Here is a 22,165-nt window from a genome sequence, read left to right as displayed (position 1 = left end):
TCTCATGTCCTTTGCTTCCCTCGGTCTCTCCGAGGCTTTAGTCCGCGCCATTGAAGCTGCGGGCTATACCGAGCCTACTCCGGTGCAACAGCGGGCCATTCCCGCCGTGTTGCAAGGTCGCGACCTGATGGTTGCGGCACAGACAGGTACTGGTAAAACCGGTGGCTTCGCTCTTCCGATTCTGGAAAAGCTGTTTCCCAATGGCCACCCGGACAAATCCCAGCGCCACGGCCCACGCCAACCACGCGTGCTGGTCCTGACGCCTACCCGCGAACTCGCCGCCCAGGTGCATGAGAGCTTCAAGCTCTATGCCCGCGACCTGAAGTTCGTGAGCGCCTGTGTTTTTGGCGGTGTGGGTACCAACCCGCAGGTTCAGGCCCTGGCCCGTGGTGTTGACGTACTGGTTGCCTGCCCCGGTCGTTTGCTCGACCTGGCCGGCCAAGGCAGTGTTGACCTGTCCCACGTTGAAATCCTGGTACTCGACGAAGCCGACCGTATGCTCGACATGGGCTTTGTCCATGACGTGAAAAAAGTCCTCGCTCGTCTGCCGGCCAAGCGCCAAAACCTGCTTTTTTCGGCGACGTTCTCCAAGGACATCACCGATCTGGCCGGCAAGCTGCTGCGCAACCCGGAACGCATCGAAGTAACGCCACCGAACACCACGGTCGAGCGTATCGAGCAACGCGTGTTCCGTCTGCCTGCCACGCACAAGCGTGCCTTGCTGGCGCACCTGATCACCGCTGGCGCCTGGGAACAGGTTCTGGTCTTCACCCGTACCAAGCACGGTGCAAACCGCCTGGCCGAGTACCTGGACAAGCACGGCCTCAGCGCTGTGGCCATCCACGGTAACAAGAGCCAGAACGCGCGCACCAAAGCCCTGGCCGACTTCAAGGCCGGTACCGTACGCATTCTGGTAGCGACCGACATTGCCGCTCGTGGCCTGGACATCGACCAGCTGCCGCATGTGGTCAACTTCGAGCTGCCAAACGTCGACGAAGATTACGTTCACCGTATCGGCCGTACTGGCCGTGCCGGTCGTTCGGGCGAGGCGATCTCGCTGGTAGCGCCGGACGAAGAAAAACTGCTGAAAAGCATCGAGCGCATGACCAAACAGAAAATCGCCGATGGCGACCTGATGGGTTTTGACTCGAGCACGGTTGAAGCTGAAAAGCCTGAAGTACGCGAGCGTCCGGATGTGCGTAACCCGCGCAACCCGCCGCGCGGCCCGCGTGGCGACGGTCCGGGTAACCCGGGCGGTGGCGGCGGTCGTAAAGACAAGGGCAAGGAAAAGAGCAAAGAAAAGCCGGCAGCTGCTCGCAGCGAGCGTCCAGCTCGTGAGCAAAAGCCGCGCGAAGCTCAGCCTGCCCGCGAACAGCGTCAGCCAACCCCGCGTGCCGACGCCAATCGTGCGCCGGACGAGTTCCGTGATGACGATGTGGATAACTTTGGTAACCGCGCTGATTACGTCAGCCCGTACCAGAACAAGAACAACCAGAGCCGTGGCCGTCGTCCGGGGGCTCCGGCCCAGGGCGCAGGCACTGGCGCTGCGCCAGCGGGTCGTACCGGTGGCCGTCAGAACGGTCCGCGTACCGGCAGCGGCGCCAGCACTGGCACTCCGCCTGCCAAGCGCAGCGGTCCACGCAGTGGCGCTCCGCGTGACGGCCAGGCCCGTCGCGAAAACCGCCCGGCCCGTGACGATGCCCGTCAAGAGCCAGCGGTTAAAGGCCCACGCGAGAACCAGCCGAAGATCATGCACAAAGAGTCGAAAAGCGATCGCTTCCCGACGCCTGAGCAGCTCGATCAACTGCCGAACCGCCCGCGTGGCGAGAAGCCAGCGCTGCTGACGCGTAACCGCTAAAAATTGTGGGAGCGGGCTTGCTCGCGATTCAGGTACTTCGGGTTAACGGCTGCACCGAGGCAATCCAATCGCGAGCAAGCCCGCTCCTACGACAGCACACAAAAAAACGCCCCGGCTCTCACAAGCCGGGGCGTTTTTTTTAGCCGTTTAAAAGCGCTATTACTTGGCCTTTACGCCTTCCAGCGAGATATCCAGGCTCAGGGTCTGGTCCTTGCTTGGGGACTTGATGCCGAAATCCTGCAGGTTGATGGTGGTGGTCGCGTTGAAGCCAGCACGTTCGCCGCCCCACGGATCCTTGCCTTCGCCGTTGAACGTTGCCTTGAAGGTTACAGGCTTGGTCACACCGTGCAGGGTCAGGTCACCGGTTACGTCAGCTGTGTTGTCGCCAGTCGGCACAACCTTGGTCGACTTGAAGGTCGCTTCCGGGTACTTGCTCACGTCCAGGAAATCTTTGCTGGCGATATGCTTGTCACGTTCGGCGTGGTTGGAAAACAGGCTGGCGGTTTTCAGGGTCACGTCAATCTTGCTGTCGGCAGGTTTGGCTGCGTCCCACGAGAACGTACCGCTCCAGTCCTTGAAAGTACCGTGAATGAAGCTGAAGCCCAGGTGGCTGACTTTCCAGTCGATAAAGGCGTGCTGGCCTTCTTTGTCGATGGTGTAGTCAGCCGCCATGGCCTGACCTGCGGTCAGCATTGCGGTTCCGAGAGCCAGCGCAGCGAGGGTCTTTTTCAACATGCGTTCTATTCCTTTTGAGTTGAGGTTGAGCATCAGGCTTTGCGCCCCAGCATACGGTTCAGGGTCGCATCACGATCGATAAAGTGGTGTTTCAAAGCAACCAGACCATGAAGCCCTGCAAAAATGACCACGGCCCATGCCAGGTAAAGATGCACGACACCCGCTACATCAGCCTGGTCAGGCAGGTTGGAAATCAGTGCAGGGACTTCAAACAGGCCGAAAACCGGAATACCCACGCCTTCAGAGGTGGAAATCAGGTAGCCGGCGATCATCACGGCAAACAAACCCAGATACAAAAAACCATGCCCGAGTTTGGCACCGATTCGTGTTGCACGGCTGTAACTGGCCAGTGCCGCTGGTGCCGGGCTGAACCAGATCCATACAACGCGTAGCAGCATTACAGCGAATAGCGTCAGACCAATGCTTTTATGCAGGTCAGGCGCCTCTTTGCGCCAAGGGCTGTAATAGTCCAGACCGACCATCCACAACCCCAGTGCGAACAACCCGAACACCGCCAACGCAACAGACCAGTGCATGAAGATGCTGACGGCACCATAGCGAGAAGAAGAGTTACGTAGCTGCATGACCAACATCCTGTAGGAACTTGGGTCTAAGACTAATGGTTTACCTATCGATTGAAAGCGCATTTTATTGCTGCAAGCTATCGATAAATACGATCTGAAGCCTGAGAGTCAAACGTTAAGCAAACGTTAACAATATTTGTGTTGCCTGTGGGTGTCCAAGGCCGTCTTTGAATACGGAGTAAACGTAATAGGTTGTTACACGCCTGCGCATTGCATAGGCTTGCACTCTTGTTTGCCCGCACACGCCGGGAGCCAGCGCCAGGAGAGTGAAAATGGGCCTGAATAACCAGTGGATGCAACGCGACCTTGCCGTGTTGTGGCATCCCTGCACCCAAATGAAAGACCATGAACAACTGCCCTTGATCCCTATCAAGCGCGGCGAAGGCGTGTGGCTGGAAGACTTTGAAGGCAAGCGCTACCTCGATGCCGTGAGTTCCTGGTGGGTCAATGTGTTTGGCCACTGCAACCCGCGAATCAACCAGCGCATCAAGGATCAGGTCGATCAGTTGGAGCACGTGATCCTTGCAGGCTTCAGCCATCAGCCGGTGATCGAACTGTCCGAGCGGCTGGTCAAGATGACACCTGAAGGCCTGACCCGTTGCTTCTATGCCGATAACGGTTCGTCGTGCATCGAAGTTGCGCTGAAGATGAGCTTCCACTACTGGCTCAACCGTGAACAGCCAGACAAAAAACGCTTCGTTACCCTGACCAACAGCTATCACGGTGAAACCATGGCCGCGATGGCCGTGGGCGATGTGCCGTTGTTCACTGAAACCTACAAGGCGTTGCTGCTCGACACCATCAAGGTGCCGAGCCCCGACTGCTACCTGCGCCCTGAAGGCGTGAGCTGGGAAGCGCATTCGCGCACGATGTTTTTGGCGATGGAGCAGACTCTCGCCGAAAATCATCAAACCGTGGCTGCGGTTATCGTTGAGCCGCTGATTCAGGGCGCGGGTGGCATGCGCATGTACCACCCGGTGTACCTCACACTGCTGCGCGAGGCCTGTGACCGTTACGGCGTGCACTTGATCCTTGATGAAATTGCCGTGGGCTTTGGCCGCACCGGCACCATGTTCGCCTGCGAACAGGCGGGTATCACGCCGGACTTCCTGTGTCTGTCCAAAGCGTTGACCGGTGGCTATTTGCCGTTGGCGGCCTGCATGACCACGGATGAGGTGTACAGCGCGTTCTACGACGATTACCCGACCCTGCGCGCCTTCCTGCATTCCCACAGCTATACGGGTAATCCGCTGGCCTGTGCCGCAGCGTTGGCGACGCTGGATATCTTCGAAGAAGACAACGTTATTGAGAACAACAAGGCCCTGGCTCAACGTATGGCCCTGGCGACTGCCCATCTGGTTGATCATCCTCATGTTTCGGAAGTACGTCAGACCGGTATGGTGCTGGCCATTGAAATGGTTCAGGACAAGGCCAGCAAAACCGCTTACCCGTGGCAGGAGCGTCGGGGGCTTAAAGTCTTCCAGCACGCCCTGGAGCGGGGTGCGTTGTTGCGCCCACTGGGTAGCGTGGTGTATTTCTTGCCGCCTTACGTAATCACCCCCGAGCAGATCGACTTTTTGGCTGAAGTGGCCAGTGAAGGGATCGATATCGCGACCCGCAGCGACATCAGCGTGGCCGTGCCATCGAATTTTCACCCGGACTTCCGTGACCCGGGTTAAACCGGGCCGTACTGTATCTCCTGTGGGAGCGGGCCTGCTCCCACATTAGCACCCGAATTTTCAGAGAATTTAAATGAGATTGTCCCGCTTTTTTATCGACGCTCCTTTGAGCCTTGGTGAGCATGAATTGCCTGAGGCTCAGGCGCATTACATTGGCCGCGTGCTGCGTATGGCCGAGGGCGATGCCTTGCAAGTGTTCGACGGCTCGGGCCAGGAGTTTCTGGGACGCTTGCTGGAAGTCGGCAAAAAGCGCGTACGCGTGCTGCTGGACGAAACCTTCGCAGGGCAAGTTGAATCGCCATTGGCCATTCACCTCGGTCAGGGCCTGTCCCGTGGCGAGCGTATGGACTGGGCTATTCAAAAGGCCACCGAGCTGGGCGTGACTGAAATCACCCCGATCATGAGCGAGCGCTGCGAAGTGCGGCTCAAGGACGAACGCGCCGACAAACGTCTGGCCCACTGGCGGCAGGTGGCGATCAGCGCCTGTGAGCAATGCGGCCGTTCGCGGGTGCCCGTTATCCATCCGCCGGTGTTGCTCAGCGACTGGATCAAAACCACTGAAGCCGACCTCAAGCTGGTGCTGCACCCGGTGTCAGAACCCTTGGCCAGCCACGCGAAACCTTCGCGCCTGGCGTTTTTGATCGGCCCCGAAGGCGGCCTGACCGATAACGAAATCGACCTGGCCCAGGCCGCCGGCTACCAGCCTGCACGCCTTGGCCCACGGGTGCTGCGTACCGAAACTGCGCCGGTTGTAGCCCTGGCCGTGGCGCAGCAGTTGTGGGGTGATTTCTAAGTCAGGCCCTGCTTTTTTGCTTTTGTGGGAGCTGGCTTGCTCGCGATGGGATCGACGCGATTATCTAGACCTACCGCGGCGCCTGTATCGCGAGCAAGCCCGCTCCCACAAAGGTGTGGCCTTCAATTTCAGTCGTTTCGTACGACGTTTCGCTTTCATTCTCGTGAATCATCCGAGAAGATTCCGCTCGCTTGCGCCTGTTCAAATCGGGGAATAGTCTCGGCCCATCGCTGCAAATCAGCGGTCGGGTTTAGTCGCCTGGTAGATGAGCAAGGCGCAAGGCGCCACCTTAGTGAGGCGTTTTTTTTGGCCCCGCTTTATGGTGGCCGTGCGCAGGGCGCCCTCGGGCGCGCCGGTTTCCGAGCTCACCGGTCGACTAACCTGCGTACGGCTGCCACCCGTTCGTTTTGGTGTTGTCGGTCATGCACTTGGTGGAGCTGGCCAAGGATTATGTCGACAAGTCGCTGGATACGCTGGCAACGCACTGAAGCAGCACGCGCCTGAGTGCAGCAGGCGCGTTTTGGGGCAGCTGGTTTGAAGGTGAGGGTGTAACGGAAGACTTTTTTTGACGCCCTTACTCCACCGGATCACTCACCGGCTTGGCGATGATCTGTTTTAGCTCGGCAGTCATCGGGAACTCCAGGTTCAGGCCGTTGGGCGGGATCGGTTGCTCGAACCAGCGCTGGTAAATGCTGGTGATTTCCCCGGACTGATACAGGTCGGCCAGGGTCTTGTTCACCACCGCCAGGAACTGCGGGTCGTCCTTGCGCACCATGCAGCTGTAGATTTCACGGGATTGCTCATCCCCTACAACCACCCATTTGTGCGGATCACGAGCTTTGGCACGTTCGCCGTAGAGCAGCGCATCGTCCATATAAAACGCAACGGCGCGGCCGGTTTCGAGCATCTTGAAGGCTTCACCATGATCTTTGGCACTGATCACGTTCATGCCCATGTTGTGGTCGGCGCTGTAGCTTTTGATAAAGCGTTCGTTGGTGGTGCCTGCCGTTGTCACCACGTTTTTGTCGCGCAAATCATCAAAGCCCTTGATGCCGCTGTCCTTGGCGGTCAGCAGTTGGCCTTTGACGTAAATAAACCCATAGGAAAATGCCACCTGTTTTTGCCGTTCGGCGGTCACGCCGGTTTAGCCGCATTCCAGGTCTACGGTGCCGTTCTGCACCAGCGGGATGCGGGTTTGCGAGGTCACCAGGTTGTATTTGACCTTCAGCGGTTTGCTGCCCACTTGCTGCTGGATGCGCTCGACGATTTTATTGGCCAGCTCCACCGAATAGCCCATGGGCTTGCCGCTGTTATCGCCGACATAGGAGAACGGCACCGATGCATCGCGATAACCCAGGGTAATACTTCCCGAGTCGGCGATTTTTTTCAGTGTGCCCTGCAACGGGGCTTCGTTGGCTTGTACGGCATGGCTGATTAACAGGCCCAGCGTGCAACTGATCAAGGCAAATTTTTTCATTGTTGTTTTCCCTTCACACAGATTAATGACGAACTGCAATCACGCTGATTTCCACCAATACCTCAGGCCGTGCCAGCTCCGCCTGCAGGGTGGTGCGGGTGGGCGCCTTGCCTGCCGACAGCCAGGCTGACCACACGGCATTCATGGCCGCAAAGTCGCGCTGGATGTTTTGCAGGTAAAGGGTGGCGTTAACGATGTGGTCTTTATCGCTGCCAGCTTCGGCCAACAGGGCGTCGATCTTGCTCAACACTTCTTGCGTCTGCGCGGTAATGTCCTCGCTTTGCGTAGGCACCTGTCCCGACAGAAACACCAGGGCTTCAAACGTCGCGGCGGCGCTCAAGCGGTCATTGCTGTTGATGCGTTGAATGGTCATAGGGCTTTCCTTCTGGACGGGATGGCGCACTCAGGCGGCCAGGCCTTGCATGTCAATGGAGGTTTTGCGTTGTGCAATCAGTTCGCTGAGCAAGCGCCCGCTGCCGCAGGCCAGGGTGAAGCCCAGGGCGCCGTGGCCCAGGTTGAGCCACAGGTTGCGATAACCGCTGGCACCCAGGATGGGTACGCCGCTGGGGGTTGCAGGGCGCATGCCAGCCCATTCGATGGCGGTTTGATAGTTGCCCGCATCCGGGAAAGTGCTGCTGGCCAGTTGACGCATTTGCGCCAGGCGCTTGGGGTCCGGGGCAGGGTCGAAGCCGACGATATCGACCATCGCGGCGATGCGCAGTTGCTCGCCGATACGCGCGTAGACAATTTTGCGGTCGTAGTCGGTAATGCTCACTTGTGGTGCCTTTTGCGGGTCGGTCAGGGCCAGCGTAAGGCTGTAACCCTTGAGCGGGTACAACGGCAGGTGTAGCCCCGGCAGGCGCAGGGCCGGGCTGTTGTGCCCGGCGGCGAGCACCAGTTGGTCCACGGCCAGAACCTCGTCGCCCATTTCCACTGCCTGTACCGCCCCGTTGGCGTGGCGAAGCCGGGTGACGGTCTTGCCCAGCATAAAGGTGCAACGGCCACTGGCCTGCAAGCGGGCGGCCAGTTGCTGACAGAACCCGTGGCAATCCCCGACCTCTTCGCTTGGGGTATAAATACCGCCGACGAATGCCGAGCCTTGCAGCCCGGGTTCCAGGCTGGCGCATTCGCCGGCAGTCAGTGCTTGTTGAAATGAGCTGTGGATAACTTTTTTCCGGGCCTTTTCAAAGTTGCCGCGCTCACGGAACGCCACCAGCTTGCCGTTGCGCTGCCAGGCGAAGCCGTCGAGCTGATCTTCTTCGCGCCACTGCTGCAGCGTGGCCTGGCTGAGCAATGCCAGGCGCAGCAAATGCGCGCCATTGCGCTGGTTCACCGAGCCACGGCAGGCAGCCACAAACGAGGCCAGCCAGCGCCATTGGGCCGGGTCCATGCGCGGGCGCAGCTTGAGGGGCGAGTCGCCGCGCAACATCCAGCCCATCGCTTGCCACGGCACGCCGGCATCGGCCAGCGGTGCTACATAGCGGTAGGAGAGCTGGCCACCATTGGCAAAGCTGGTCTGGCTGCCCAAGGTCGGGCGGGCCTCGATCACCGTCACTTCAAAGCCGTCGCGCACCAGGGCATACGCTGTAGCCAGCCCGATTACGCCCCCGCCGATGATGCAAACTCGCTGTGCCATGTCAGTCCTCACCCTTGTTGTTCGGGCTTCAGATTAGGGGCAGGTGACAGGCGGCGAACAATGAATAAAGATGGTCATCCCATAAACAAAGGTTATGGACTACTGCCATGCGCTTGCGTCATATCGAAGTGTTTCAGGCGATTCGCCAAACCGGTTCTGTCAGTGCGGCGGCGCAGTTGCTGCATGTGTCGCAGCCTGCGGTGAGCAAGGTGCTGCAACACGCTGAGCAGCGGCTGGGGTTCCCGTTGTTTCTGCGGGTACGCGGCAAATTGCAGCCCACCCCGGAAGCGCTATTGCTCGAGCGCGAAGTCGACAAGGTGACCGAGAGCCTGCAAGGGGTGCAGCGTCTGGCGCAAAGCCTGCGGCGTACGCCGGGGCATCGTTTGCGCATTGGCAGTACGCCAGCCTTGGCATTGGCACTACTGCCGCCCGTGATCAGCGAGTGGAAGCACCGATATCCGGACATCAACTGTGAACTGGTCAGTGCTCATACACGTGAATTGATCCATAACCTGTTGATGCGCGAACTGGACGTAGCCCTGACCTTCAAACTGCCCGATCACCCGGGCCTCAAGGCCCAGGCGTTGGCCCACGGCGTATTGGTGGCACTGGCTCCGCGGGGGTTCTGGCCTGATGCAAGTGAAGGTGTGCCACTGGCGCTGGATGAACTGGCGGATGCGCCTTTGATCGGCCTGAGCAGTGCCGATCCGTTGTTTGCACGGCTGGACAGCTACCTGCAATCGGTTGAGCCGCCGCCACGTATCAGCATTGCGGTACAAACCTATTCACTGGCGCGGGCGATGGTGGAGGCGGGGGCGGGGTTGGCGGTGATCGATCCATTTACGGCGCTGGGGGCGTCGCGGGCGAGTACCGTGATCCGGCCTCTGAGCCCCGCACTACCGATTACGCTGTATGCGCTGACCCGGGCCGATGAGGCCCCGGTACATACGCTGGAAGGGTTGCTGCAACTGTTCGCAGAGCGTGCCAGCGAACAGTTGCAGCGGTTGGCGGGTTGATAACGCGATTTAACAGTGTGGGAGCGGGCTTGCTCGCGATAATGGCCGCGCGATTTGTCTGAGTGACCACGGCGCTACCATCGCGAGCAAGCCCGCTCCCACAGGGTGGGGGGTTACTTCGGCAAGGCGTACACCACCACCTGATCACCTACCTGATCTTTCAAGATCGAGTTGCCGCCCGCTACAAACGCCACATACTGACGGCCCTTGTATTCATAGATCGCGGGGTTGGCCACGGCAGGGGCCATGACGATATCCGACCACAATTCCTTGCCGTCATCCAGGGAGTAGGCGCGCACCTTGGCATCCATCGAGGCACCGATAAACACCACGCCACCGGCCGTTACTGCCGGGCCACCAATGGTCGGTGAGCCCATGCTTTCAGGCATGTACCAGCCCCACTGCTGCACGGCACCCATCGGCCGACGCCATTTTACGTCACCGGTGTTCATGTTGATTGCCACGATTTCACCGAAAGGCGGTGCCCAGCACGGCATGCCTGCCCAGTTTTGCGCGTTCAGCAAACTCATGCCGTAAGGCGCGCCGATCTGTGGGTAGAAGCCGTTTTCGTTGCCGGAGTCTTTAGGCTGTTTGTCGTAGGAAGCGCGATCCCACAGCTTGATCATCTGCACGATGTGCGAGGTGTTGACGATCGCCACCTGACTCACCGGGTCAAACGCGACACCGCCCCATTGCACGCCACCGGCACTGTCCGGGTAAGCCAGGACGCCGTTGCCTTTGGTCGAAGGCGGTGAGTACATGCCGTTGTATTCCAGGCCGTCCCACATTTTGCTGCACTGGCCGAAACCGACGATATCGGCGATTTTCCAGATGGCTGGTTTTTTCGACTGATCCAGCAGCGGCGCAGGTTTGGTCGGGAACGGTTGGGTCGGTGAGTAGACTTCGCCATCGGCGTCGCCTTTGGGTACGGGGCGCTCTTCGATCGGCCACACGTCTTCACCGGTACGGCGGTCAACAGTGAACAGGAAACCCATCTTGGTCGCTTGCACCAGCGCGGCGACAGGCTTGCCGTCGACGGTGATATCCATCAGCGTTGGCGCCGAGTTGATGTCGTAGTCCCACAAGTCATGGTGAACCCACTGACGAGACCAGACGACCTTGCCGGTATTGATATCCAGCGCAGTGGTGGAGGTTCCCAGAGGAATCGGTTTGGTCCGGTTGCCGCCCCAGTAGTTGGGTGACGGTGAGGACACGGGGATGTACAGCAAGCCCAGAGCCGGGTCATAAGACATCGCGGTCCAGATGTTGGCGGTACCGGTTTTGCCAGCTTCTTCATCCGGGATCGGCTTGAATTCCCATTCCAACTCACCGGTGCGAGCATTGAGGGCAAACAGCGAGCCCGGTGATTCAACTTCGTATTCCCAGTCTTTGCCGGCCCAGCCCACGATCAGCTTGTCGCCAATAACGGTGGGGGGTTGCAGCTGGGAAAGTGGCCACTTGGCGTTGACCTTGTTCCACTGGTTGACGTCCACCACGCCATTTTTACCGAAGCCTTCGCAGGGTTTGCCGGTATCGGCATCCACCGCGTACAGCTGTGCGGTCATATTGCCCAGGTACACGACCTTCTGGCAGGCCACGCCCGCTTGCGGGTTTTTTTCCTGCCAGTAGGCCACACCGCGTGATTTAAGCGCGGGCTGGGTTTCGGCCACCAGGGGCGATTTAGTGTCGTAGGTCCACTTCTCTTTGCCGGTCTCGGGCTCAAGGGCAATGATCCGGTAGAACGGCGTGCCGACGTAGAGTGTGTCATTGGCGAAAATGGGCGTGGCGGACCACACCGACGGCGGAATTTTGCCGGTGCCGGTGGACATGTCGCCGGTGAAGTACTGCCAGACTTTGGTCAGTTTACCGACGTTGTCCTTGTTGATCTGGGTGAGGGGCGAGTACTTCTGCGAGCTGAGCTGGCCGTGGAAGCTGTCCCATTCCTTGCCGCTGGGGATCGGGATTCTGGCGTCTTCGGCAGAGATGCTCGACGGTGCCAGCAACGGTGGCGGTACGGTGTAGGTGTCCTGGGCGTAAGCGTTGGATACCCCGGCGAGCAGGCACAGCGCCGGTGCTGTCAAAATGTGCTTCTTGATCCCGTTCATATCGCGCTCCTTGCTGGCTTGGGGCCAAAGGTTTCAATGACAACACCCACGGCGTAGACCAGCAGGGCAATCACTGTCCACCAACCATGCAGCAGGCTGGCGGCAAAAATGGTGCCTATCGCACCGGCCCAGCCCAGAAACAGGACGAAGTTGCGCAAGCCTCCTGCCCCGGTCTTGAGCAGCAGTACGCCCAGGACAAACAGCACCAGTTCGGCAAACATAGTGGTCATTGCCCCGCCGGAACCCGTCACACCGGACAATGGCATAAAGAACCGCCCTGCCGTAATGGCCAGGGCAGCCAGAGCCGCGATGATCATGATATGGGCACCCAGTTGGCGCCTGGGCGGTGCGTAGGCTGCAGAAGTACTCATCCCTTTCTCCTTAGCGATTCATGCCCGAGGGCATCACGGAAAGTGAGTGTAGCCAAGGCGGAGGAAATCGCCGGGAGGATGCAAGCGGCAGCAATCTTTGTGGGAGCGGGCTTGCTCGCTATACAGGCGGCTCGGTCTCTTTGACAGACCGAGTAGATGCCATCGCGGGCAAGCCCGCTCCCACAGGAAATGTGAGTGTCAGTGCGCCTGCTCAGCCTCTATCGGCGCATCCTTGGTCACATGCTTGACCAGTTTGCCGATGGTCAGGCCCTGGAACAGGATCGAGGACAGCACCACGATATAAGTGATACTCAGGATCAGGTCGCGCTCCGGGCCCAGCGGCAAGGCCAGGGCCAGCGCCACCGAAACACCACCGCGCAAGCCGCCCCAGGTGAGGATGCGGATAGTGCCGCGCGGCACGGTGCGCCAGCGGCGCAGCAAGACAATGGCCGGGGCCACAGTCAGCAGGCGCGACAGCAAAATGGCCACGGCCAAACCACTGGCAGCCAGCAAATGCAGCCACGAGAACGGCAGCAGCAACAGTTCCATGCCGATCAGCGCAAACAGCAGCGCATTGAGCATGTCATCAAGCAGCTCCCAAAAGCCGTCCATGTAGCGACGGGTCATCTCGTTCATGGCCTTGTTGCGGCCCAGGTTGCCGATGATCAAACCGGCGACCACCATCGCAATCGGCGCCGATACATGCAGCTCACTGGCCATGGCCGAGCCGCCAATCACCAGGGCCAGGGTCAGCATCACTTCGATCTGGTATTGCTCGATGCTCTTGATCATGCGGTACACCAGGTAACCGATCAGGCCGCCGAACACCACGCCGCCAATGGCTTCGTGGGCGAACAGCATGGCCGTGGCGCTCAGGCTAGGTGTTTCGCCCAGTTGCACGATGCCCAACAGCACGGTGAACACCACAACGGCGGTGCCGTCATTGAACAGCGACTCCCCGACGATGGTGGTTTTCAGTGGCTTGGAGGCATTGGCTGTACGCAGCACGCCGAGCACGGCAATCGGATCGGTGGGGGAGATCAGTGCACCAAACAGCAGGCAGTACAGGAAGCTGATATGCCAGCCGAACAGGCCGAAAATCCAGTACGCGAGGCTGCCGATCACCGTAGTGGCGATCAATACGCCGACCGTGGCCAGCAAACCAATGGGCCAGCGATAGCTGCGCACGTCGTTGAAATTCACATGCAGGGCGCCGGCAAACAGCAGGAACGACAGCATCCAGTTCATCAGCAGGTCGCCGAAGTCGATCTGGCCGATCAGCTCTTGCACGCGCTCTTCCAGCCCGGGGTAACCGAGAAAGCTCAAGCCTTGCAACAGCAGGGAAAACATCAGGGCGGTGACCATCACGCCAATCGTCGGCGGCAGGCCGATAAAGCGGAAGTTCACATAAGTCAGTAGTGAGGTCAGGCAGATAAACGCAGCAACAAGCTCAAGCATCCGGGATCCTGTGGTGGCGAGAGTGAATGGAAATCCGATGGGTTCGGGTCATGTTTGGATGCAAAAACGGGCGTCAGGGGCACATCCCGGGGGTGTGGCAAACGGACGCGAAGTGCGAGGTCATTGACCACAATGCTGCACTGAGGTTGCATGGTGGCGCTTGCGGCAGTCGCAGGTTGATAACAATAAGGAGTCTGCGGTGCTGGCAACGGTGTTGGTGTTGGTCGCGGCGGTATTGCACGCGATCTGGAACACCCTGATCAAGTTCAGCGGTGAGCGCTTGCTGGTGATCGCCTGCATGGACACGGTGGCGCTGGTGGTGGTGGCGGTGCTGGTGGGGTTTGCGCAATGGCCACCGGCGGATATCTGGCCGTGGATCCTGGCGTCGGTATTTTTCGAGCTGGTGTACCGGGTGCTGCTGATCCGCGCGTATCGGGTGGGGGATCTGGGTCTGGTGTACCCGCTGATGCGCGGGCTGTCGCCATTGGTGGTGCTGGCGCTGACCCTGACCTTTGCCGGAGAAGTGCTGACCGGGCAGCAGATTATCGGTATTTTGCTGATCCCGTGCGGCATGGCCTGCCTGTTGTGGCAGGGCGGTGGCGGTGATCGCCTGCCCTGGTCGATGCTGCCGGTCGTGGCGCTGATCGGCCTGTGCATTGGTTGCTATACCTTCCTGGATGGCCAGGCTATCCGCCGCTGGTCGCACCCGCTGGATTACCTGGTGTGGGTCACGCTGCTCAGCGCCTGGCCGTTTCCGTTGCTGGCGGTTACCCGCAAGCGTGCCGCGTTTGCGCTGTTCTGGCGTACACAATGGCGATTGGGCGTGGCGGTGGGGGTTTGCGTGCTGGCCAGCTATGCGCTGGTGCTGTGGGCCATGCAACTGGGCTCGATTGCCGAGGCGGCGGCGCTGCGTGAAGTCAGTGTGATTCTGGTGGTGCTGTTCGGTATGCGTTACCTCAAAGAACCTTTCGGCGGACCGAGGCTCTTAGCCTGTGGGCTGGTGCTGATCGGCATGCTCGTGATGAAACTCTAAAAAGGAAATTCCAATGACGGTTGCTTTCTGGTGTGTGCTGATTGCCTTCTGTTTGACCTATGTGTGTACCGCCTTTGCCAAGTTCAGTGACGGCAAGTTCGGGCCCAGGCAAAACCATGATCCGCGTACGTTTCTTGACGGCCTGCAAGGGTTTGCCAAGCGTGCCCACAGTGCCCAGCTCAACAGCTTTGAAGTGACCCCGGCGTTTGCCGCGGCGGTGATCATTGCCGATATCGTCGGCAACGCCCAGCCGGTGACCATTGACGTGCTGGCGGTGCTGTTTATTACCAGTCGCATGCTCTACATCATCTGCTACCTGGCTGACTGGGCGATGCTGCGTTCCATCGTGTGGTTTATCGGCATGGGGCTGGTGGTCAGCTTCTTTTTTGTGTCGATGTAACGCAATCACCACACTGCCTGTGGGAACGGGCTTGCTCGCGATGTCGGCGATGCGGTTTACCTGATGCGCCGCAGTGATGCCATCGCGAGCAGGCTCGCTCCCACAAGGGCAGTTACAACGGCAACGCCGCCCCTTTAGGCCACAGCAGCCAGATATTGCCCTTCTGTTTCATGTCGCCTGCAATTTGCCCTGCCTCGGGGCCCGTACCGACAAAGAAGTCGGCCCGCACTTCGCCGGCAATGGCGCCGCCGGTGTCCTGGGCGGCAACCGGGCGCACGATGGGCTGGCCGTCGGCCTGGGTGGTCGATAACCACAACAGGCTGCCCAGCGGGATTACCTTGCGGTCCACTGCCACGCTGTAACCGGCCGTCAGCGGCACGTTCAGCGAGCCGCGCGGGCCTTCGTTGCTGTCGGCGTTCTGGGTGAAAAATACATAGCTCGGGTTGCTGGCAAGCATCTCGTGGACACGCTGCGGGTTGGCCATGGCCCAGGCGTGAATGGTGCCCATGGTCACGTCTTCTTTTTTCAGCTCGCCTTGCTCGACCAGCCAGCGGCCAATCGGTTTGTACGGGTGGCCGTTCTGGTCGGCATAGCCAATGCGCAGTTGACGGCCATTGTCGAGCTGGACCCGGCCAGAGCCCTGGATCTGCAGGAATTGCAGATCCATCGGATCGGTCAGCCACGCCAGTACCGGAGCATTCAGGCCGTTGCTGTTGATGGTTTCGGCTGTGTCATAAGGCTTGAGTACACGGCCTTCGAGGCGACCGCGCAGGCGTTTGCCTTTGAGCTCGGGGTAAATGCTGTCCAGGTTGACCACGATCAGATCAGACGGTACGCCGTAGATCGGCACATTGGCCGCCTGGGTGGGCTTGAGGCTGCCCGGGTAAACGGGTTCGTAGTAACCGGTGATCAGGCCGTCGCTGCTGCCTTCGGCCGAACGCAAGCTGTAGACGTCGAGGTGGGTTTGCAGGAAATTGCTGATTTCAGCCACGCTGGGGCTGGCAGGCAGGGCCGCAGCGTCGCTGCATACCGGCCCCCAGTTGGCGTCGGCCTTGAGACGGGTGCAGGCGCTGCGCCATGAAGCGAAGCCGCTTTGCAGGTCATTGCCTGTCACTTCCGGCAGCGCACTCCAGTCGGCTTTGCTGTAGGTCGTGTGAGGTTCAGGTTTTGCGGCATTTTTGTCCGCGTCCTTGTCGGTGCCGTTGCACCCGGCCAGGAGCATGACAACGGGCAGCGCCCAGGCCAGTGGTTTGAAAAATATGTTCATTGACGCTGTTCCTTAACGGCTGCCGAGGTCTGATGGCCTTCAAGGCAACCCGTATATTTAATAAGGGTATTGGTCTTTACGGGTGACACGAGGATACTGGCGGCCGATTTCCGTGACCTGAAGCCACCATGATTCTTAAACGATTGACTGTTGTAGTGCTGGCCTGCCTGACGCTGACGGCGTGTGGCGGGGTTGATCCCGATTCGCCGCTGGGCCAGCGTAAAGCGATTTTCAAGCAAATGCTAAAGACCAGTGAAGATCTGGGCGGCATGTTGCGGGGTCGAATTCCGTTCGATGGTCCGCGCTTTACCGCAGGCGCTATCAAGTTGGATGCGTTGGCTTACGAGCCGTGGAAGCATTTCCCTCAAGTAAAGGAGAGCGATCAAACCAGCGCTACTGATGACGTCTGGCAAAAGCAGGCACGTTTTCAGGAGTTGGCGCGGCAGTTGGAGGCTGCTACGGGTGAGCTGGTTATCGCCAGCCAGGTGCAACCCTACAAGGCCAGTAACCTGATGCCTGCGGTGCAGAAGGTCGAAGACACCTGCAGTGCGTGCCACAAGGCATTCAGGAATCACTGAGTAAAGTTGAGCCGGTACCCACCTGCTGTGGGAGCGGGCTTGCTCGCGATGCAGGCGACGCGATCTGTCAGGCAGACCGCAGCGATCCCATCGCGAGCAAGCCCGCTCCCACAGGGCGAATTACTTGTCCAGCTGATCCAGCGCTTCCTGCAACTCTTTGCGCGATTCGGCCAGCTTGTTTTTGCGCTTGTCGATTTTTTCCGGATCGCCTTTCTTCATGGCCTTGTCCAGATCTGCCTGGCGCTTGCTGACTTCGTGCTTGGCTTCCAGCACCTTGTTTTCGCGTTCCTTGCGCAGGCCCGCGTCGGTGCAATGGGCTTCAACTTCGCTCAGGGCTTTTTCCAGGCCTGCTACCTGGTTGCTGTTGCCGTGGGCACGCGCTTGCTCAAGTTGCAGGGTGATGGCCTGCTTCTTGGCAGCACAGCCGGTCAGTTCAGGCGCTGTGTCGGCGGCCATCAGCGGGGCAGCCAACAGGCCGCAGACAGTAAACAGGGCGAGCGGTGAAAGTAATTTCATAAATAGCTCCATGACCAAAGATGACAATTAAATAAGGTCGAAAGAACGCTGCACAAGCGTCGTTCGGCGGTTCGAAACCGTGGATGTTAGCAGCATCCGTACGCAAGCAATCCGTTGCGCGATGCCCGCCAGCAGCAAAAAGCCCCGAACAGTCGCCTGTCCGGGGCTTTTGGTGCAGCAGGCTTACTTACAAACCAGCGGCAGTACGCAGTTCTTCAGCGCGGTCGGTACGCTCCCACGTGAACGTGGTGAAGGTATCGTCGCCAACCGTTTTGGTCTGCGGGATACGGCCGAAGTGACCGTATGCTGCAGTTTCCTGGTACATCGGGTGCAGCAGATCAAGCATCTTGGTGATGGCGTATGGACGCAAGTCGAACACCTCACGGACCAGCTTGATGATCTTGTCGTCGGAAATTTTGCCAGTGCCGAAAGTATTCAACGAAATCGAAGTCGGTTGAGCGACGCCGATTGCGTAGGAAACCTGGATCTCGCAACGCTCAGCCAGGCCGGCAGCCACGATGTTCTTGGCCACGTAACGACCGGCGTAGGCCGCCGAACGGTCAACCTTGGATGGATCTTTACCCGAGAACGCGCCGCCGCCGTGACGGGCCATGCCGCCGTAGGTGTCAACGATGATCTTGCGACCGGTCAGGCCGCAGTCGCCAACCGGGCCACCGATGATGAACTGGCCAGTAGGGTTGATGTGGAACTGGGTGTCTTTGTGCAACAGATCAGCAGGCAGCACGTGCTTGACGATCAGCTCCATGACGCCTTCGCGCAGGTCTTTGTTCGACACTTCCGGGTTGTGCTGGGTCGACAGCACGATGGCGTCGATGGCCACAACCTTTCCGCCTTCGTAACGGCAAGTGACCTGGGACTTGGCGTCCGGGCGCAGCCACGGCAGCAGGCCGGATTTGCGGGCTTCTGCCTGGCGCTGTACCAACTGGTGAGAGAAGGTGATCGGTGCCGGCATCAGCACGTCGGTTTCGTTGCTGGCGTAGCCGAACATCAGGCCCTGGTCGCCGGCGCCCTGATCTTCAGGCTTGGCGCGGTCTACACCCTGGTTGATGTCAGGAGACTGCTTGCCGATGATGTTCATCACGCCGCAGGTAGCACCGTCGAAGCCGACGTCGGAGCTGGTGTAACCGATGTCGGTGATCACGTCACGAACGATCTGCTCCAGGTCAACCCAGGCCGAAGTGGTGACTTCGCCGGCGATGATTGCTACGCCGGTTTTCACCAGAGTCTCGCACGCCACACGGGCGAACTTGTCTTCAGCAATGATGGCGTCCAGCACCGCGTCAGAAATCTGGTCGGCGATTTTGTCCGGATGCCCTTCAGACACGGACTCGGAGGTGAAAAGGGAGTATTCGCTCATCTCGACGGTTTCCTAATATTTACCGATGGTGAGTGTCGCCAGCTGGCCGCTGAAAGTGGCGGACCTGAAGCTGGAAACCATTACGTAAGCCTACATAGAGGCTTTCCCCGGGAACGAGTCCCGCAGCGGTGGCCCAACGGGCCAGATCATCTTGTTCAAAACCCAGCCATAAATCACCGCAGGCCTCGCGGGCCCACGCCTGATTATGGCTGCACAACTCTGTTACCAGCAGGCTACCGCCCGGTTGCAGCAAGGTCGCCAGTTGCCTGAGTGCTTCGGCCGGTGCAGCGAAATGGTGCAAGACCATGTTCACGACCACGCAATCGACCTGGATCGGTGCTTCATGCAGCGCGTCGGCCAGGATCAGGCTGACGTTGTTCAGTGACTCGCGTTCACACAACTGGCGGGCCAGCTCCAGCATCACCGGGCTGTTGTCCAGCGCCGTGACCTGATGGAAACGACGGGCCAGGTCGGGCAAGAAGCTGCCATCGCCGGGGCCGACTTCCAGGGCTGTGGCCCCCGGGCCGAAGCTCAGTTTGTCGAGCAGGGTTAAAACACTGTCACGGTATTGCGGCAAGCCGGCGATCAAATCCTGTTGAGCGCGAAATTTCTCGGCTATGCGTGAGAAAAAGTCCTGACTGGCGGCTGCACGTTGGCCGTGTACGGCGCTGATGCGCGCCTGTACATCGGCGGGCAAGGCCAGGTTATCGACCTCTTCCAGCAGTGCTGCATGCAATTTGCCGCCCAGTTGTTCGGTATGGGGCAGGGCGCGGCGATAAAAAATCGCGTTGCCTTCGCGCCGGGTTGCAACCAGCCGTGCCTGGGACAGCACCTTGAGGTGGTGGCTCATGCCGGACTGCCCGGTGGCGAAGATCTGTGTCAGTTCCAGCACACCAAACGAATCATTGGCCAACGCGCGCAGCACATTGAGTCGCAGCGGATCGCCTCCAGCCTTGCACAGGGCGGAGAGCTCGTCGCAATCGTCATGGCGGATTGAAGGCACGCGTAAGTTCATGGGGCCGCAGTCTAGTTACCCGCTCAAGCCCCCGCAAGTTCAATATCAAAACTTTTTGATATTGGTCGATAAATGGCACGTTTGTCGGGTGGAATGTGCTTATTAACGAAATGAAATGTCCGATCCTTAACAGATTGCCTGCCTGAACAAAGGAAAAACGTTTCAGCTGACTATCTGTCATTGCCCCGAGGGGGTGGGTGAGGGAAAATGCTCGCCTTTTTTCCGTTTCGATTTAACTTCCAATACCCAGGAGAACAGCGATGCCCAGCCGTCGTGAGCGTGCCAACGCCATTCGTGCACTCAGCATGGATGCCGTGCAAAAAGCCAACAGCGGTCATCCAGGTGCCCCTATGGGTATGGCGGATATCGCCGAAGTACTGTGGCGCGATTATCTGAAGCACAACCCGAGCAATCCTTCGTTCGCTGACCGTGACCGCTTCGTGCTGTCCAACGGCCACGGTTCGATGCTGATCTACTCGTTGTTGCACCTGACCGGCTATGACCTGTCGATCGACGACCTGAAAAACTTCCGCCAGCTGCACAGCCGCACCCCGGGCCACCCGGAGCTGGGCTACACGCCGGGCGTTGAAACCACCACTGGCCCGTTGGGTCAGGGCCTGGCCAACGCTGTGGGCTTTGCCCTGGCCGAAAAAGTCATGGGCGCGCAGTTCAACCGTCCTGGCCATAACGTTGTCGATCACCACACCTACGTGTTCCTGGGTGATGGCTGCATAATGGAAGGCATTTCCCACGAAGTTGGCTCGCTGGCCGGCACCCTGGGCCTGAGCAAACTGATCGCTTTCTACGATGACAACGGCATCTCCATCGATGGCGAAGTTGAAGGCTGGTTTACCGACGACACGCCAAAGCGTTTCGAAGCCTACAACTGGCAAGTGATCCGTAACGTTGACGGTCACGACCCGGAAGAAATCAAGACCGCGATCGAAACCGCACGCAAAAGCGACCAGCCAACGCTGATCTGCTGCAAGACCACCATCGGTTTCGGTTCGCCGAACAAGCAGGGCAAGGAAGACTGCCACGGTGCTCCACTGGGCAACGATGAAATCGCCCTGACCCGCAAGGCCCTGAACTGGAACCACGGTCCATTTGAAATCCCGGCTGATATCTACGCCGAATGGGATGCCAAGGAAGTCGGTGCTGCGGTTGAGTCCGAGTGGGACAAGCGCTTCGCTGCCTACGCTGCCGAGTTCCCTGAGCTGGCCGCCGAGCTGTCCCGTCGCCTGAGCGGCAAGCTGCCAGCTGACTTCGATGCCAAGGCCAACGCCTACATCGCTGAAGTCGCGGCCAAAGGCGAAACCATCGCCAGCCGTAAAGCCAGCCAGAACGCGCTGAATGCCTTCGGCCCGTTGCTGCCTGAACTGCTGGGCGGCTCCGCTGACCTGGCCGGCTCCAACCTGACCCTGTGGAAAGGTTGCAAAGGTGTTTCGGCTGAAGACGCCAGCGGCAACTACGTGTACTACGGTGTACGTGAGTTCGGCATGAGCGCCATCATGAACGGCGTTGCCCTGCACGGCGGCCTGGTGCCTTACGGTGCAACCTTCCTGATGTTCATGGAATACGCCCGCAACGCCATCCGCATGTCGGCCCTGATGAAACAGCGCGTGATCTATGTGTTCACCCACGACTCCATCGGTCTGGGCGAAGACGGCCCGACTCACCAGCCGATCGAACAGCTGACCAGCCTGCGTACTACGCCGAACCTGGACACCTGGCGCCCGGCCGATGCGGTGGAATCCGCAGCTGCCTGGAAATACGCCCTGGAGCGCAACGACGGCCCGTCCGCGTTGATCTTCTCGCGTCAGAACCTCAACCACCAGAACCGTGATGCCGGCCAGATTGCCGATATCAACCGTGGTGGCTACGTGCTCAAGGACTGCGCAGGCGAGCCTGAGCTGATCCTGATCTCGGCCGGTTCCGAAGTGGGCCTGGCTGTTCAGGCCTGGGAAAAACTGACCGAACAGGGCCGCAAGGTTCGTGTGGTGTCGATGCCATGCACCAGCGTGTACGAAGCTCAAGATGCGGGCTACAAGCAGTCGGTTCTGCCGCTGCAGGTGAGCGCCCGTATCGCCATCGAAGCCTCCCACGCTGACTACTGGTACAAGTACGTGGGCCTGGAAGGCCGCGTGATCGGCATGACCACCTACGGCGAGTCGGCGCCTGCGCCTGCCTTGTTCGAGGAGTTCGGCTTCACCCTGGAAAACATCCTGGGTCAGGCTGACGAGCTGCTGGAAGACTAAGTAACAAA

19 protein-coding genes and 1 pseudogene are annotated in these 22,165 nt (G+C 59.4%); 8 read left to right on the top strand and 12 right to left on the bottom strand.

Going from position 1 to position 22,165, the window contains the following annotated elements; genetic code table 11:
* The first annotated feature begins 4 nt into the window (after nucleotides 1-4).
* Entirely contained in the window at nucleotides 5-1,858 is a 1,854-nt protein-coding gene (locus PPTH39_RS15045; protein WP_094999873.1) for a DEAD/DEAH box helicase, read from the top strand.
* 159 nt (nucleotides 1,859-2,017) lie between these two features.
* Here the strand turns inward: PPTH39_RS15045 and PPTH39_RS15040 are convergent, their stop codons facing one another.
* Both PPTH39_RS15040 and PPTH39_RS15035 read right to left on the bottom strand, forming a co-directional pair.
* Nucleotides 2,018-2,593, bottom strand: coding sequence for a YceI family protein (locus PPTH39_RS15040; protein WP_094999874.1), 576 nt, complete (start codon nucleotides 2,591-2,593; stop codon nucleotides 2,018-2,020).
* Nucleotides 2,594-2,625: 32 nt separating this feature from the next.
* Nucleotides 2,626-3,177 carry a cytochrome b gene (locus tag PPTH39_RS15035; RefSeq protein ID WP_095019613.1) on the bottom strand — a complete coding sequence of 184 codons (552 nt, stop codon included), beginning with the start codon at nucleotides 3,175-3,177 and terminating at the stop codon, nucleotides 2,626-2,628.
* 272 nt (nucleotides 3,178-3,449) lie between these two features.
* On the opposite strand from PPTH39_RS15035, the gene PPTH39_RS15030 reads away from it, so the two are divergent.
* Nucleotides 3,450-4,856 carry an adenosylmethionine--8-amino-7-oxononanoate transaminase gene (locus PPTH39_RS15030; protein WP_095020460.1) on the top strand — a complete coding sequence of 469 codons (1,407 nt, stop codon included), beginning with the start codon at nucleotides 3,450-3,452 and terminating at the stop codon, nucleotides 4,854-4,856.
* A gap of 73 nt (nucleotides 4,857-4,929) precedes the next feature.
* Nucleotides 4,930-5,649 (top strand): 16S rRNA (uracil(1498)-N(3))-methyltransferase, encoded by a 720-nt coding sequence (locus PPTH39_RS15025; protein WP_094999877.1) that lies wholly within the window; start codon nucleotides 4,930-4,932, stop codon nucleotides 5,647-5,649.
* A gap of 574 nt (nucleotides 5,650-6,223) precedes the next feature.
* On the opposite strand, the pseudogene PPTH39_RS15015 reads toward PPTH39_RS15025, so the two are convergent.
* From PPTH39_RS15015 to PPTH39_RS15005, 3 genes and pseudogenes are all read right to left on the bottom strand, one after another.
* A pseudogene (locus tag PPTH39_RS15015) lies at nucleotides 6,224-7,126 on the bottom strand (transporter substrate-binding domain-containing protein).
* 22 nt (nucleotides 7,127-7,148) lie between these two features.
* Nucleotides 7,149-7,499 (bottom strand): RidA family protein, encoded by a 351-nt coding sequence (locus tag PPTH39_RS15010; RefSeq protein ID WP_094999879.1) that lies wholly within the window; start codon nucleotides 7,497-7,499, stop codon nucleotides 7,149-7,151.
* A 30-nt stretch (nucleotides 7,500-7,529) separates the two neighbouring features.
* Complete coding sequence (locus PPTH39_RS15005; protein ID WP_094999880.1) at nucleotides 7,530-8,762, bottom strand: D-amino acid dehydrogenase; 1,233 nt, start codon at nucleotides 8,760-8,762, stop codon at nucleotides 7,530-7,532.
* A gap of 107 nt (nucleotides 8,763-8,869) precedes the next feature.
* Between PPTH39_RS15005 and PPTH39_RS15000 the strand changes: the two genes are divergently transcribed.
* Nucleotides 8,870-9,778, top strand: coding sequence for a LysR family transcriptional regulator (locus tag PPTH39_RS15000; protein ID WP_130872147.1), 909 nt, complete (start codon nucleotides 8,870-8,872; stop codon nucleotides 9,776-9,778).
* Nucleotides 9,779-9,891: 113 nt separating this feature from the next.
* Here the strand turns inward: PPTH39_RS15000 and PPTH39_RS14995 are convergent, their stop codons facing one another.
* The 3 genes from PPTH39_RS14995 to PPTH39_RS14985 all read right to left on the bottom strand — a co-directional run bounded on the left by PPTH39_RS14995 (nucleotide 9,892) and on the right by PPTH39_RS14985 (nucleotide 13,712).
* Complete coding sequence (locus tag PPTH39_RS14995) at nucleotides 9,892-11,883, bottom strand: pyrroloquinoline quinone-dependent dehydrogenase (protein ID WP_095019474.1); 1,992 nt, start codon at nucleotides 11,881-11,883, stop codon at nucleotides 9,892-9,894.
* Complete coding sequence (locus PPTH39_RS14990; protein ID WP_094999883.1) at nucleotides 11,880-12,254, bottom strand: hypothetical protein; 375 nt, start codon at nucleotides 12,252-12,254, stop codon at nucleotides 11,880-11,882. Before PPTH39_RS14990 ends, PPTH39_RS14995 begins: the two co-directional genes overlap by 4 nt.
* 198 nt (nucleotides 12,255-12,452) lie before the next feature.
* Nucleotides 12,453-13,712 (bottom strand): cation:proton antiporter, encoded by a 1,260-nt coding sequence (locus PPTH39_RS14985; protein WP_095019475.1) that lies wholly within the window; start codon nucleotides 13,710-13,712, stop codon nucleotides 12,453-12,455.
* Nucleotides 13,713-13,911: 199 nt separating this feature from the next.
* Here PPTH39_RS14985 and PPTH39_RS14980 point away from each other — a divergent pair, with 199 nt between their 5' ends.
* Complete coding sequence (locus PPTH39_RS14980; RefSeq protein ID WP_130872146.1) at nucleotides 13,912-14,745, top strand: DMT family transporter; 834 nt, start codon at nucleotides 13,912-13,914, stop codon at nucleotides 14,743-14,745.
* Between the two features lie 13 nt (nucleotides 14,746-14,758).
* Complete coding sequence (locus PPTH39_RS14975) at nucleotides 14,759-15,145, top strand: MAPEG family protein (protein ID WP_095019477.1); 387 nt, start codon at nucleotides 14,759-14,761, stop codon at nucleotides 15,143-15,145.
* Nucleotides 15,146-15,257: 112 nt separating this feature from the next.
* On the opposite strand, the gene mltA is transcribed toward PPTH39_RS14975, so the two are convergent.
* Nucleotides 15,258-16,412 carry a murein transglycosylase A gene (mltA, locus tag PPTH39_RS14970; protein WP_095019478.1) on the bottom strand — a complete coding sequence of 385 codons (1,155 nt, stop codon included), beginning with the start codon at nucleotides 16,410-16,412 and terminating at the stop codon, nucleotides 15,258-15,260.
* 128 nt (nucleotides 16,413-16,540) lie between these two features.
* Here mltA and PPTH39_RS14965 point away from each other — a divergent pair, with 128 nt between their 5' ends.
* Complete coding sequence (locus PPTH39_RS14965; RefSeq protein ID WP_094999887.1) at nucleotides 16,541-16,990, top strand: c-type cytochrome; 450 nt, start codon at nucleotides 16,541-16,543, stop codon at nucleotides 16,988-16,990.
* 120 nt (nucleotides 16,991-17,110) lie between these two features.
* Here the strand turns inward: PPTH39_RS14965 and PPTH39_RS14960 are convergent, their stop codons facing one another.
* From PPTH39_RS14960 to PPTH39_RS14950, 3 genes are all read right to left on the bottom strand, one after another.
* Complete coding sequence (locus PPTH39_RS14960; protein WP_094999888.1) at nucleotides 17,111-17,506, bottom strand: DUF1090 domain-containing protein; 396 nt, start codon at nucleotides 17,504-17,506, stop codon at nucleotides 17,111-17,113.
* A 187-nt stretch (nucleotides 17,507-17,693) separates the two neighbouring features.
* Nucleotides 17,694-18,884 (bottom strand): methionine adenosyltransferase, encoded by a 1,191-nt coding sequence (gene metK, locus PPTH39_RS14955; RefSeq protein WP_094999889.1) that lies wholly within the window; start codon nucleotides 18,882-18,884, stop codon nucleotides 17,694-17,696.
* 19 nt (nucleotides 18,885-18,903) lie between these two features.
* Nucleotides 18,904-19,899 (bottom strand): ArsR/SmtB family transcription factor, encoded by a 996-nt coding sequence (locus tag PPTH39_RS14950; RefSeq protein ID WP_094999890.1) that lies wholly within the window; start codon nucleotides 19,897-19,899, stop codon nucleotides 18,904-18,906.
* A 260-nt stretch (nucleotides 19,900-20,159) separates the two neighbouring features.
* On the opposite strand from PPTH39_RS14950, the gene tkt reads away from it, so the two are divergent.
* Complete coding sequence (gene tkt / locus PPTH39_RS14945; protein WP_130872145.1) at nucleotides 20,160-22,157, top strand: transketolase; 1,998 nt, start codon at nucleotides 20,160-20,162, stop codon at nucleotides 22,155-22,157.
* Nucleotides 22,158-22,165: the final 8 nt, after the last annotated feature.

Source organism: Pseudomonas bubulae (assembly GCF_900618535.1).
In the GTDB taxonomy this organism is placed as follows: Bacteria; Pseudomonadota; Gammaproteobacteria; order Pseudomonadales; family Pseudomonadaceae; genus Aquipseudomonas; species Aquipseudomonas bubulae.
Note: the sequence above shows the minus strand (reverse complement) of the source record. Positions and strands in the feature narration are given on the sequence as shown.

Coding starts and splice junctions, on each gene's coding strand:
- mltA (WP_095019478.1), bottom strand. CDS start 16,412: ATGAACATATTTTTCAAACCACTGGCCTGGGCGCTGCCCGTTGTCATG.
- PPTH39_RS15035 (WP_095019613.1), bottom strand. CDS start 3,177: ATGCAGCTACGTAACTCTTCTTCTCGCTATGGTGCCGTCAGCATCTTC.
- PPTH39_RS15025 (WP_094999877.1), top strand. CDS start 4,930: ATGAGATTGTCCCGCTTTTTTATCGACGCTCCTTTGAGCCTTGGTGAG.
- PPTH39_RS14960 (WP_094999888.1), bottom strand. CDS start 17,506: ATGAAATTACTTTCACCGCTCGCCCTGTTTACTGTCTGCGGCCTGTTG.
- PPTH39_RS15000 (WP_130872147.1), top strand. CDS start 8,870: ATGCGCTTGCGTCATATCGAAGTGTTTCAGGCGATTCGCCAAACCGGT.
- PPTH39_RS14950 (WP_094999890.1), bottom strand. CDS start 19,899: ATGAACTTACGCGTGCCTTCAATCCGCCATGACGATTGCGACGAGCTC.
- PPTH39_RS15030 (WP_095020460.1), top strand. CDS start 3,450: ATGGGCCTGAATAACCAGTGGATGCAACGCGACCTTGCCGTGTTGTGG.
- PPTH39_RS15005 (WP_094999880.1), bottom strand. CDS start 8,762: ATGGCACAGCGAGTTTGCATCATCGGCGGGGGCGTAATCGGGCTGGCT.
- PPTH39_RS14995 (WP_095019474.1), bottom strand. CDS start 11,883: ATGAACGGGATCAAGAAGCACATTTTGACAGCACCGGCGCTGTGCCTG.
- PPTH39_RS15010 (WP_094999879.1), bottom strand. CDS start 7,499: ATGACCATTCAACGCATCAACAGCAATGACCGCTTGAGCGCCGCCGCG.
- PPTH39_RS14975 (WP_095019477.1), top strand. CDS start 14,759: ATGACGGTTGCTTTCTGGTGTGTGCTGATTGCCTTCTGTTTGACCTAT.
- PPTH39_RS14990 (WP_094999883.1), bottom strand. CDS start 12,254: ATGAGTACTTCTGCAGCCTACGCACCGCCCAGGCGCCAACTGGGTGCC.
- PPTH39_RS15045 (WP_094999873.1), top strand. CDS start 5: ATGTCCTTTGCTTCCCTCGGTCTCTCCGAGGCTTTAGTCCGCGCCATT.
- PPTH39_RS14965 (WP_094999887.1), top strand. CDS start 16,541: ATGATTCTTAAACGATTGACTGTTGTAGTGCTGGCCTGCCTGACGCTG.
- tkt (WP_130872145.1), top strand. CDS start 20,160: ATGCCCAGCCGTCGTGAGCGTGCCAACGCCATTCGTGCACTCAGCATG.
- PPTH39_RS14985 (WP_095019475.1), bottom strand. CDS start 13,712: ATGCTTGAGCTTGTTGCTGCGTTTATCTGCCTGACCTCACTACTGACT.
- metK (WP_094999889.1), bottom strand. CDS start 18,884: ATGAGCGAATACTCCCTTTTCACCTCCGAGTCCGTGTCTGAAGGGCAT.
- PPTH39_RS15040 (WP_094999874.1), bottom strand. CDS start 2,593: ATGTTGAAAAAGACCCTCGCTGCGCTGGCTCTCGGAACCGCAATGCTG.